9 protein-coding genes are annotated in these 12,409 nt (G+C 61.1%); 7 read left to right on the forward strand and 2 right to left on the reverse strand.

Features of this window, described 5'->3' with window-relative positions:
- Positions 1-11: 11 nt before the first annotated feature.
- A complete protein-coding gene (locus TX24_RS05560; RefSeq protein ID WP_034135412.1) occupies positions 12-902 on the reverse strand; it encodes an SDR family NAD(P)-dependent oxidoreductase in 891 nt (296 codons plus the stop codon).
- Entirely contained in the window at positions 899-2,437 is a 1,539-nt protein-coding gene (locus TX24_RS05565; RefSeq protein ID WP_057709858.1) for a flavin-containing monooxygenase, read from the reverse strand. The genes TX24_RS05560 and TX24_RS05565 overlap by 4 nt, the downstream gene beginning before the upstream one ends.
- A 287-nt stretch (positions 2,438-2,724) precedes the next feature.
- Here TX24_RS05565 and TX24_RS05570 point away from each other — a divergent pair, with 287 nt between their 5' ends.
- The 7 genes from TX24_RS05570 (at position 2,725) to TX24_RS05600 (ending at position 12,408) form a co-directional block, all read left to right on the forward strand.
- Positions 2,725-3,723 carry an alpha/beta fold hydrolase gene (locus TX24_RS05570; protein WP_057709859.1) on the forward strand — a complete coding sequence of 333 codons (999 nt, stop codon included), beginning with the start codon at positions 2,725-2,727 and terminating at the stop codon, positions 3,721-3,723.
- Positions 3,724-4,017: 294 nt separating this feature from the next.
- Positions 4,018-5,298, forward strand: a complete 1,281-nt coding sequence (locus TX24_RS05575; protein ID WP_034135415.1) for an alkane 1-monooxygenase — start codon at positions 4,018-4,020, stop codon at positions 5,296-5,298.
- A 125-nt stretch (positions 5,299-5,423) separates the two neighbouring features.
- A complete protein-coding gene (gene praA / locus TX24_RS05580) occupies positions 5,424-5,918 on the forward strand; it encodes an alkane oxidation protein activator PraA (RefSeq protein WP_057709860.1) in 495 nt (164 codons plus the stop codon).
- A gap of 134 nt (positions 5,919-6,052) precedes the next feature.
- Positions 6,053-6,547 (forward strand): alkane oxidation protein activator PraB, encoded by a 495-nt coding sequence (praB, locus tag TX24_RS05585; RefSeq protein ID WP_003190764.1) that lies wholly within the window; start codon positions 6,053-6,055, stop codon positions 6,545-6,547.
- Positions 6,548-6,679: 132 nt separating this feature from the next.
- Positions 6,680-8,137, forward strand: a complete 1,458-nt coding sequence (locus tag TX24_RS05590; RefSeq protein ID WP_003190765.1) for an outer membrane protein transport protein — start codon at positions 6,680-6,682, stop codon at positions 8,135-8,137.
- Positions 8,138-8,400: 263 nt separating this feature from the next.
- Positions 8,401-10,911 carry an acyl-CoA dehydrogenase gene (locus TX24_RS05595; protein WP_057709861.1) on the forward strand — a complete coding sequence of 837 codons (2,511 nt, stop codon included), beginning with the start codon at positions 8,401-8,403 and terminating at the stop codon, positions 10,909-10,911.
- 153 nt (positions 10,912-11,064) lie between these two features.
- Positions 11,065-12,408 (forward strand): 3-oxoacyl-ACP reductase, encoded by a 1,344-nt coding sequence (locus TX24_RS05600; protein WP_003190767.1) that lies wholly within the window; start codon positions 11,065-11,067, stop codon positions 12,406-12,408.
- Position 12,409 lies beyond the last annotated feature (1 nt).

Below are 12,409 nucleotides of genomic sequence, written 5' to 3' on the forward strand. Positions count from 1 at the left end.
CGTCCTCCTGTTCAGAGTCGAGGCTCGTCGTTGGTTTCAAACACTGGCGTGCGCGGCTTGGGCGCCATGCGCTTGCTGGCAAACACCACCAGGGCCTGATAGGCCGCCGGCAGGCAACGGGCGAGCAGGTCGAGAAAATACGCATCGCGGCCAATCAGCACGCGGCGCTTGTTTTTGCGTACGCCTTGCAGGATCACTTTGGCGGCCTGGTCGGCGTCGGTGATGAAGAGTTTTTCGAAATCGGCGCGGGCTTGCTGCTCGCTGTGGATGAGAAAACCGGTCATGTTCGCGTCGATGCGGCTGCTGCGGCAGATGTCGGTACGAATGCCACCGGGGTGTACACAGGTGGCCGACACGCCGCAGCGTTGCAGGTCGAGTTCCTGGCGCAAGGCTTCGGTGAAACCGCGCACCGCGAACTTGGTGGCGTTGTAGCCGCTCATGCCGGGTTGGGCGAACAGGCCGAACACGCTGGACGTATTGATGATATGCCCGGCACCGCTGGCCTTGAGGTACGGCAGGAACGCCTTGGTGCCATGCACCACTCCCCAGAAGTTGATGCCGACAATCCATTCCAGGTCGGCGTAATCCACCCCTTCGACGGTGCTCGACAGCGCCACCCCGGCATTGTTGAACACCAGGTTGACCTGGCCGTGCTCGGCCGCGCAGCGCGCTGCCCACGCCTGCATGGCCTGGCGGTCGGAGACGTCCAGCACCTGGGTGGTGACGGTGACGGGCGCCAAGGTCGAGGTGCGGATCAGTGCCAGGGTCTGTTCCAGGCCCTGGCTGTTTTTGTCTGCCAGCGCCAGGTGACACCCTTCCCGCGCCAGCGCCAGGGCCAGTGCGCGGCCCATGCCGGAAGCCGCGCCGGTGATCGCCGCAACGCGGCCGTTGAATGACTTCATGACAGGCTGCCTTCTGTGGTGGAGTGGGGCGTTGCAACCGCGCGCGGCAGGGCGGGCGCCGGCGCCTGGCTGACGCTGTAGTCCTTGAGGGCAAAATGCCGGGTGACCTGCTTGAAGCGCCAGGTCGAGCCGGGCCACAGCGTGGTGTTCTTGCCGGTGCGCGGGTCGAGGTACCAGCTCTGGCAGCCGCCGGTGTTCCAGATGGTGCGCTTGAGCTTGTCCTGCAACTGCTGGTTGTAGGCGTGCTCCACGGCGGGTTTGACCTCTACGGTGGTAATGCGCTGGCGCTGCATGTGTTTCAGGGCATCGAGGATGTAGGTGACCTGGGCCTCGATCATCAGGATCATCGAGTTATGCCCCAGGCCGGTGTTGGGGCCGACGATCAGAAACAGGTTCGGGTAGCCCGGCACGCTGGTGCCTTTATAGGCATGGGCGCCATCGCGCCAGGCGTCCATCAGGTCGATGCCGTCCCGGCCGATGATGCAGCCACGGGGCAACGGGTCGCTGGCCTGGAAACCTGTGCCGAAGATCAGGCAATCGGCGGGGTGCTTGATACCGTCGGCGGTGATCACGCCGTCGGCTTCGATGCGCAGCACGCTGTCGGTGACCACCTCGACATTGCTGCGCGAGAGCGCCGGGTAGTAATCGTTGGAGATCAACACGCGCTTGCAGCCGATGGTGTAGTCCGGCGTCAGGGTTTTGCGCAGGGAAGGGCGGGCCACCTGTTTGCGCAGGTGACGCAGGGCGATTTTCTGCACCATTTTCATCAGGCGTGGGTGCAGGGCAAAGCCCACCACGCGCCCTTCCAGTGCCCAGTAAAGCGCACCACGAACCAGCTTTTGGGTAAGCGGTACATGCTTGAACAACCAGCGTTCGGCAGCGGAAATCGGCCGATCAGGCTTGGGCATGATCCACGGCGGCGTGCGCTGGAACAGGTCCAGGTGCGCCACCTGCGGGGCGATCTGCGGCACGAACTGGATGGCGCTGGCGCCGGTGCCAATCACCGCCACGCGCTTGCCCTTCAAGGAATACTCATGGTCCCACTGCTGGGAGTGGAAGCGCTTGCCCTTGAAACTCTCCAGCCCAGGGATATCTGGCATTGCCGGGCGCGACAAGCCCCCCATTCCCGACACCAGCACCCGTGCGCTGACCTGGCGGCCGTCGCTGAAGGTCAGCTGCCAGCGCTGCTGCTGTTCATCAAACAGCGCACGTAGCAAGCCCATGCCAAAGCGCAGGTAAGGCGCTAGCTCGAAGCGCCTGGCGCAGTCTTCCAGATAGGCACGAATCTCGGGTTGCGCCGCGAACTGTCGCGTCCAGTTCGGGTTGGGCGCAAAGGAAAACGAGTACACATGGGACTGCACGTCGCAGGCGCACCCTGGGTAGTGGTTGTCGCGCCACGTACCGCCGAGGGTCTCGGCCTGTTCGGCGATAAAAAAGTCGGTGAGCCCGGCTTCCTTGAGTTTGATCGCCATGCACAGGCCCGCGAACCCGGAGCCAATGATGGCGATGTCGATTGAGTCACTGGGGGCATTCATAGGGCTGCCTCGTCAATAAAGCGCTTGGGCATCGGATGTGCTCCTGTTTTTGTTTTGTCTTTTAGATAGAACACCATTGCAAAGGAAAATTGAATTAATTATTTTAAAAAAGATTTTAAATAATCTACCTGAAAAATTCGCCTACGCTAGGGCCTTGTTGCGCATGAACGATTTGTCCGACGGACGAACGTGGTATGCATGAAGTTTAGGTCCAGGGTGTGGACGATGGCTGAGGCCAGGCCAATTCCGGTCGGGTCGCCAGCAGCAGGGAAGCAGAGGACCGAGCTATGGCTTTGGAGTGGGTTGTCGCTGCGGGTGTGCTGGTGGGCGCCAGCGCGGTGTTATGGGGCTTGAGTGCCTGGATGACGCGGCGCATTGAAGCGACCGTGCCGATCAACGGGCGCTTCGTCGAGGTGGATGGCGAGCGCTTTCATTATGTCGAAGAGGGCAAGGGCCCGCCGCTGGTGATGATCCACGGGCTGATGGGCAGCAGTCGCAACCTGACCTATGCCTTGTCCGGCCAGTTGCGTGAGCATTTTCGCGTCATCAGCCTCGACCGGCCGGGCTCAGGCTATTCCACCCGGCATAGCGGCACGCCGGCAGACTTGCCTGCCCAGGCGCGACAAATCGCGGCTTTCATCAAGACGCTGGATCTGGACAAACCGCTGGTGCTGGGGCACTCCCTGGGCGGCGCGATTGCCCTGGCGCTGGCCCTCGACCATCCGCATGCGGTGTCCGGGTTGGTGCTGGTTGCGCCCTTGACTCACCCCCAACGCATGCTGCCGCTGGTGTTCCTTTCTCTGGCCGTGCGCCCGGCCTGGCTGCGGCGCTGGGTGGCCCACACCTTGACCCTGCCCATCGGCCTGCTGACCAAAGACTCGGTGGTGAAGGGCGTGTTCGCCCCGGACCCTGCGCCGCCAGACTTCGCCAGCCGTGGCGGCGGTTTGCTGGGCATGCGCCCCGACAACTTCTACGCCGCGTCCACCGAGATCAACCGGGTCAACGACCACCTGCCAGAGATGGTCAAGCGCTACTCCCAACTGACGCTGCCAATCGGCCTGATCTACGGCGGGCAAGACAAGGTGCTCGACTTCCAGAAACACGGCCAGGCCCTGGCCAGCAAGGTGCCAGGGCTGAAAATGCAGGTGATCGAAGGCCGCGGGCATATGTTGCCGATCACCGCCACCGAGCGCGTGGCGGCGCTGGTGGAGCAGGTAGCCAAGCGGGTTCGACCCGGTGAAAACGTTAGGCAGTTACAGCCGTCTGTAGCCTTGGCGAGCAAATAACGGTGCCACTCGACTGCGGTTCATTAGCGTTGATGCCTGCCCTGAGTACCTGACCCAATGGCTGAAAAGAGACTGCTCGGTCACGGAAAAAAGGGCTGGAGAAACTAGTTGACGACCTAACGATTCCGCGCTATTTATTTAAAAAAATATTTCAATGTGTAATTTGAAATTATTTTTGAAATGCCTAAGAGCGAATAAAATAATGAAAAAAACGCCTTTTATCGCATGCATGATTTTTCGCAGCAGTCAGCGCACCGCTGCCGCATCGCCTACCGACTGTGTTCGGAGGCTGCCATGAACCAGACGCTGGCAGCTGCGACCGTGTGGGCCGACGGCAAACGCCACCTGTGGTGGCTCGGCATTATGCCGCTGGCGACTCCCTTACTCTCCGGCGCCCTTGCCATCACCACAGGCGTGCAACAACTGTGGTGGGTGGGCGTGCTGGTGATCTTCGGCTTGATCCCGCTGATTGACGGCCTGCTTGGCGAAGACGTCAGCAACCCGCCCGAATCTGCGGTCAGCCACCTTGAATCCCAACGCTACTACCGCTGGATCGTCTACACCGGCGTGCTGTTTGTGATTGCCTCGGTGGTCATCACCGGTTGGCTCGCTGCGGGCGGTATCGACTGGATCATCAACGGCGGCCTGTTGCAGGCCACGGCCACCCTGGAACCGTCGAACTGGCTGGCCAGGACCGCCGCGTTCATCACCGCACGCACTGAACTTCACGGTGAAATCAGCTGGTTGACCTATGTGGGCATGGCCATGTCCACCGGTGCCGCCACCGGCATTGCCATCAACACCGCCCATGAGCTGGGGCACAAACCCAAGCCCCTGGAAGTGTTCCTGGCCAAGGTCACCTTGGCTCCGACCTTCTATGGGCACTTCTATACCGAACATAACCGTGGCCATCACGTCCGGGTCGCCACTCCGGAAGATCCGGCCAGCTCGCGCCTGGGTGAAAGTTTCTGGGCTTTCCTGCCGCGTTCGGTGTGGTTCAGCGCCGTGTCGGCCTGGAACCTGGAGCGCGAACGCCTGCGCAAACTCGGCCTGCCGGCCCTGCACTGGAAGAACGCGGTGCTCAGCGCCTGGATGTACAGCGTGGTGTTGTGGGGCGCAATGATTGCCTGGCTGGGGGCGGCGGTAATTCCGTTCCTGATTATCCAGGGCATCTACGGGTTCTCGTTGCTGGAAGTGGTGAACTATGTCGAGCATTACGGCCTCAAGCGTCAGAAGTTGCCCAATGGCCGTTATGAACGATGCTCGCCGCGTCACTCGTGGAACAGTAATCGGATTGTCACCAATATCTTTCTGTTCCAGTTGCAACGGCACTCCGATCACCATGCCAACCCCACGCGTAGTTATCAGTCGCTGCGTCACTTTGATGAATCACCGCAACTTCCATATGGCTATGCCAGCATGATTGTCTGGGCTTATGTGCCGTATTTGTGGCGGCGTCGCATGGACCATCGCGTACTGAATCACTATGGCGGTGATATCAACCTGACCAATCTTCAACCGTCAAAACGCTTGAAGTACCTGGAAAAGTACAGCGGTAGTGCCAAGCCGTTTTGAGATGAAGTAAGCCTTCAGGGTGTACTCGGGATCTGTGTATCGCGCAGGTTCTGATCGCCCGGAGTATTGAGTGCAAGCACCTGGTTTGACCCTACAACAATAATTTCAAGGGAAGGACGTACACCATGCAAAGTTCTGCCAAGTTCACCGCCCACATCTTCTTGGCGGCCATGGGCCTGATTGTGTATCACCAGGCCCAGGCTGCGCGTATCGAACCCGCGGGCAGTGCCTTCACTGCACAGGGGCCTATCAGCTTTTCCAAAGGCAAGCTCATCAGTGCCGACTGCACCATCAAGGTAGCCGGCAAGGTTGCAGCCGATGGTTCATCGGTGAATGTCGACAAAGTCGAGTTCGACGGTGGCCTCAAGTGCAGCCGTGTCGAAGCCATCAACTTGCCTTGGGTGTTAATCGCCAACGATACAAAAAGCGGCTCCATGTCGAAGATCAGCGTGGACGTGCATGCCTTTGGCCTGGGTGGCAAGTGTGGGCCGTCGACGGCCGACGGTACTTGGGATAACGCCACCGGAAAGTTGGAAGCCGCCGATGTTGCGATTGGCGAAGACTGCAAGATCAAGACGGTGTCGATCAAGATGCCGCCCAACTTCAAAGTTGTCGAATAACGCGTTCCAACGGTTGTAGCGGTAAATGCATTGAAATTTGGCTGGAAAGGGAAGTTCTGCAGTTTCACCGTGACCTCTCGATCATGGCCATTACCCCTGGCGAAATGAATCGCCATAACATGTGAGGAAAAACAATGAAAAGCTTGAAAACTCTCGTGTCGCTCTCTGCCTTGGCTGTTTGCATGGGGGCTGCTTCCATGGCCAATGCCTACAGCATCACGCCGGTTAATTCGAACTTTACGGCGCCTGGCACTATTTCGGTGAAATCACCGTCGTCCTATCAGGCCACCGTTAACTGCACTGCCAACTTTACCGGCAACGTCGACGCCACTGGCGTGGCCAAGATCACCGGGGTGACGGTGAGCGGTAGCGGCCTTTGCGCATTGCCAAAAATCACCGGGTTGCCATGGACATTGACCGCCACCGGCCCAGCGGCAGGTTCGGTCGCCAATGTCGGCTATACCATCGCCTCTTCTGTCCTGTACCCAGCCTCTAACTGTGGCCCATCGACCATCACCGTGGGCTACAGCGGTGGGGTGCTGACGGCGGCCAACCAAGGGCTCAGCGGCAGCTGCACCGTGGTGAGCTTGAGCGTGACCCCAAGCCCAACCTTCACCATCGTGCCTTGATGGCCGGTCGGAACACTGGGTTGATCACCTGCTGAAAGACTGGCGCCTTTTCCAGGCGCCAGTTCAGGCAGTGCCGGGCAGCAAGACGAACGGGCGAGGCCGGTTCACAGGGATAACAAAAAGGAGTGCCGCATGAATAATAAGAAACAACACGTGCAGGTTTTGCTGGGGCTGGCGTTGATGGGAGGGGTAACCGCCTTCATCGCGCCTGCACAGGCTGGCGGTTTTTCTACCCCGACCTACGGCGCACCTGGTTGGGGCAGGGCATTTGCCGGCGGCTCGTTGTTCAAGAACGACCCGAGCTCGGCTTATAACAACCCGGCCGCCATGGCGTTTGTCGAACACAATGTTGCGCAATTCACGGTCGACTATGCGCGCATCAAGATCAAGTACAAGGGCAGTGCCTCGGATTACGCCGGCAACCCGATTTCCAGTACGCCGTTGGACGAGAATGGTTTTCCCGATGGCGCAGCAACCGCTGTCAATAACAACGACGGTGGCCAGGGCGGCTTCACGGCCTGGCTGCCCACCGGCTTCATGGTGATGCCCTTGGGCGACCGGTTTGCCTTCGGCTTGAGCCAAGTGGTGCCACAGGGCATGCGCTCCACCTGGAATGAAGACTCCAAACTGCGCGACTTTGCCGTGGATACCAAAATCGAAACCGTCGGGTTGACGGGCTCGCTGTCGTTTAAAGTCAACGACCAGTTCTCCGTGGGCGGCGGCATGATCGTGCAGCACAGCAAGGGCTTCGTCAGCCAGAACGTCGACCTGTTGTCCGCTGCGGCAGTGTCTGACTCCGAGCTTGGCGGGATCAACTTCCCCTCAGACGTGGGCCATGCGCTGATGCGGGTCAAGGTCGACAATATTTCCACTGGCTGGTTTGCCGGCGTGGTGTGGAAACCCACCGAGCGCGACACCCTGGGCCTGAATTACCACGCCAAGATCAAAAACAAGATGACGGGTAAGTACAACCTGTACGCCGATCAGTTTTCCTACAACCTCATGACTCAGCCCAGCCCATTCGGGGGCACCGGTACGTTGGTCAACACCGCCTATCCTGGCCTGGAATTGGCCCCCAACGGTGCGCATGCCAAGGTTCAACTGGATATTCCTGCCACTGCGGGCCTGGATTGGGTGCATCAGTTCAACGATCGCCTGACCCTGGGTGCCAGCGTCACGTGGACCGAATGGTCGTCGTTCAAGGACTTGACCCTCGACTCCGGCGATATGCGCATTGTCTCCATTCCCTACAACTACAAAAACACCTGGATGTACTCCCTCGGCGGTGACTACCGTGCGACCGATGAACTGACCTTGCGTGCCGGCGTGGCTATCGACCAGACGCCTACACGTAACTCCACCCGCGATCCACGCATCCCCGATGGCGATCGTACGTTCCTTTCGCTGGGGGCTGGCTACGATGTGAAGGCGGTCAAGGGCTTGAGCCTGGATGTGGCCTATTCCCATCAGTTCGTGCAGAAGGTCAATCTCAAGACCAAAAACATCGACCGACTGGGCGGCGCAAGCCTGGATGGCAAGGCCGAGTCTTCGGGTGATGTGGTCAGTTTGTCAGCGACCTATGCGTTCTGACGGGGCCTGAGGGCGATGGCGGAGGGCGGCAAGCGCATCTTGCAGCCTTCCTCCGAGCTGCGTCTTTCTACAGGGCGGTGGTCTATGTCGGTGATGACCGGTTGAGGCATTCAGCCGTGTTTTTTTTGGTTTAACGATTAAATAAAAATTTCAAAACAAAATTTGAATTTGCTCTTTGAAGTTTGTAGTGTGGTTTTCAGCCGCAGCTCATGTCGAGCTGCCCACGCGTTTGCCACACCCTGAATCAAGTAGAGGTCTCCCCCATGCTTATCTGGTTATTGGTGGGTATCGCAGCAGCGATTGCCCTGGCTTACCGACAAGCCGCCGCCGCCCTGTGGCTAAGCGCCGGCATCGTCTGGCTGGCGGTTGGTTACCTGTTCAACGCGGTGGCCGGCCTGGGCCTTACTGTCGCGGCTTTGCTGGTGGTGCTGCCCGCCTTGGTGCTGGCAATCAAACCCCTGCGCCGCAAGCTGCTGACCACCAGGGCCTTGGGCCTGTTTCGTACAATCATGCCGGCGATGTCCGATACCGAGCGTGCGGCCATCGAGTCCGGCACGGTGTGGTGGGATGCCGAGCTGTTCAGCGGCAAACCCAACTGGCAGCGTCTGCTGCAAGCCGCGCCGGCCAGCCTGAGCCCCGAGGAGCAAGCCTTCCTCGACAACGAAGTCGAAACCCTGTGCGACATCGCCAACGACTGGGAAACCACGCAGGTCTGGCAGGACATGTCCCCCGAGGGCTGGCAGTACACCAAGGATGCCGGGTTCCTCGGCATGATCATTCCCAAGCAGTACGGCGGCAAAGGCTTCTCCCACTACGCCCATTCCCAAGTGGTGATGAAGCTGTCGACACGCTGCTCGGCGGCAGCGATTTCGGTGATGGTCCCCAACTCCCTGGGCCCGGCCGAGCTGTTGCTGCATTACGGCACCGACGCCCAGCGCAACTACTACCTGCCGCGCCTGGCACGCGGTGACGACATCCCCTGTTTCGCCTTGACCAGCCCGTATGCCGGCTCCGATGCCGGCGCGATCCCTGACCTGGGCATTGTCTGCAAAGGTATGCATGAGGGCGAGGAAGTACTGGGTTTCAAAGTGACCTGGGACAAGCGTTACATCACCCTCGGCCCGATTGCCACGGTGCTGGGCCTGGCGTTCCGCGCCGAAGACCCGCAGGGCTTGCTTGGCGCGCCAGGTTCCCTGGGCATTACCTGTGCGTTGATCCCCACCTCTCATCCGGGCGTAAACAGCGGCCGGCGTCATTGGCCGTTGAATGCGGTCTTCCAGAACGGCCCAACCACCGGCAAGGATGTGTTCATTCCCTTGGAGTGGGTGATCGGTGGTCGCGAACAAATAGGTAACGGCTGGCGCATGTTGATGGAATGCCTGGCGGCAGGTCGGGCGATTTCCCTGCCTTCGGCCAACGTCGGCCTGGGCAAAGTGGCGGTGCGCGGCACCACCGCCTATGCGGCGATGCGCAAGCAATTCGGCCTGCCCATCGGCAAGTTCGAAGGTGTGCAGGCGCCATTGGCGCGCATGGCCGGGCATCTGTATGCCTGCGATGCGGTGCGCAAGGTGTCGGTGGCGTCCCTGGACGCCGGCGAGAAACCGTCGGTGATCTCGGCCATCGCCAAGTACCACGTCACCGAGCGTGCGCGCATCATCGTCAACGATGGCATGGACATCGTCGCCGGCAAAGGCATCTGCATGGGCCCCAATAACTTCCTCGCCCGTGCCTACCAGCAAAGCCCCATCGCCATTACGGTAGAGGGCGCGAACATCATGACCCGCTGCCTGATCATCTTTGGCCAGGGCCTGATTCGTTGCCATCCCTACGTGTTCCGCGAGATGGAAGCGGCGCACAACCCCGACCGGCGCAAGGCTCTGGAAGACTTCGACAGCGCGATGTTCGGCCATGTGAGTTTTGTCGTGGCCAACGCCGTACGCGCAGCGGTGCATGCTCTGACCGGCGGGCGCCTGATTTCGGCGCCGGCCAAGACCGACCCGGCGCTGGCGGCCTACTACCGCCAGGCCAATCGGCTGTCGGTGGTGCTGGCGCTGATCTCGGATATTTCCATGGGCGTGCTGGGCGGCGCCCTCAAGCGCAAGGAAAGTATCACCGGGCGCCTGGGGGATATCCTGTCGCAGCTGTACATCCTGTCTTGCGTGCTCAAGCGCTTCGAGGATGACGGCAGGCCCCAGGCGGACTTGCCGCTGGTGCACTGGGCGGCCCAGGACGCGTTGCTGCGCGCCCATGAAGCCTTGGCCGAAGTGCTCGACAACTACCCCTCAAAACCCGCTGCGGCGGTGGTGCGCACCTTGAGTTTTCCGTTTGGCATCCCGCTGCGCAAACCATCGGACCGTCTGTTGGCGCAGGTGGCGCAGGTGGTGCAGACCCCTGGCGAGACCCGCGACCGGTTGCTGGCCAATTCCTACATCCCGCGTCCGGAAATCGACAAGCTGGCGTATGGCGAACTGGGGTTCCGTTTGTTGCCCCAAGTGGAGTTGATCGAGGCGCGGCTCAAACCCGCCATCAAGCAAGATTTGCTCGGCCCGCTGCCGATCTCTGCCACGGCCTTCACCGACTGGCGCGTCAAGGCGCGGGCGCTGGACTTGATCAGCGACGACGAAGACGCCTTGCTGGCGCGCTATGTGGAATACGCCGACCACGGTATCCAGGTGGATGACTTTCCCCAGGACTTTGGTTTGCTGGAGGCTCTGCAGCAGCGTAAGCAGGCACTCGAGCCGGTGGCCAAACGGCGCAGCGTCCCGGTCAATTAAGAGAAAACCCGGTCCACCTGTGGGAGCTGGCTTGCCTGCGATGGCATCACCTCGGTTTGACTGACACACCGAGTCGTCTGCATCGCAGGCAAGCCAGCTCCCACATTCGATCGGGTTTACAAGGCACGTATGTGTTGTGAGTGAGTGCTTACCATGAGTGACAGCTACCTTTCGTTCGTCAATTCCCCCTGGGGCCGGCGCCTGGCCCAGGCCGTTGGCTTGCCGCAACCCTTGGCGCTGCAACGGCATCGCAGCGGCCAGGCCGGCCTGGCTAACCCTGTGATCATCGCCGGGGCAGGGCGCCTGCTGGCTTCGGTGCAGCGCATCTTCAGCGCCACCGACACCGTCGCCGCGACCCCGGCGACGCTCAAGGCACCGTCCACGGTCAAGGTGCAAGGCGCGGTGTTCGACGCCAGCGGCGTGACCGACCTGCAACAGTTGGACGAGCTCTACCTGTTCTTTCACAGCAATGCCAAGCGCCTCGGCCAGCATGGCCGGGTGGTGGTGCTCGGCACCGCGCCCGAACATTGCCACGACTTGCCCCAGGCCATCGCCCAACGCGCTCTTGAAGGCTTGGTGCGTTCGTTGGCCAAGGAGCTGCGCCGCGCGATCACCGTGCAATTGCTGTACGTGGCGCCGGGTGCGGAAGACGCGCTGGACAGTAGCCTGGGGTTTTTCCTGTCGCGCCGTTCCGCCTATGTCTCGGGGCAGGTGGTGCGCCTGGAAAAACCGGTCGATGGCCATGCCGCCATCAACTGGGACAAACCCTTTGCCGGCAAACGTGCCCTGGTCACCGGCGCCTCCCGTGGCATAGGCCTGGCGATTGCCCAGGTGCTGGCGCGCGACGGTGCCCATGTGGTGTGCGTGGACGTGCCCCAGGCGCAGCAAGCCCTGCAGCAGGCGGCGACCAGCGTGGGCGGTTCGGCGCTGCCCCTGGATATCACCGCCGCTGACACCGCCGCGCTGTTGCAAACCCATGTCAGCCAATATGGCGCTTTTGATGTGGTGGTGCACAACGCCGGGATCACCCGCGACAAGACCATCGCCAAAATGACCGAGGTCGCCTGGCGCAGTGTCCTGGCGGTCAATCTCGAAGCACCGTTGCAGCTCAGTGAGGCCCTCCTCGACAGCCAGGGCTTGAACCCCGGCGGGCGCATTGTGTGCGTGTCGTCGATTTCCGGCATAGCCGGCAACCTGGGGCAGAGCAACTACGCCACGTCCAAGGCCGGGGTGATCGGCCTGGTACAGGGCCTGGCACCGCGTGCGGCAGCCCGGCAGGTCACGGTTAACGCGGTGGCGCCCGGCTTTATCGAAACCCAGATGACCGCCAAGATCCCGCTGATGATCCGCGAGGCAGGGCGGCGCATGAATTCGTTGTCCCAGGGCGGGCAACCCATCGACGTGGCCGAGACCATTGCCTGGCTGGCCCATCCGGCGTCGGGCGGGGTTAATGGCCAGGTGGTGCGGGTGTGCGGCCAAAGCCTGTTGGGAGCCTGAC

It is taken from the genome of Pseudomonas lactis, assembly GCF_001439845.1.
In the GTDB taxonomy this organism is placed as follows: Bacteria; Pseudomonadota; Gammaproteobacteria; order Pseudomonadales; family Pseudomonadaceae; genus Aquipseudomonas; species Aquipseudomonas lactis.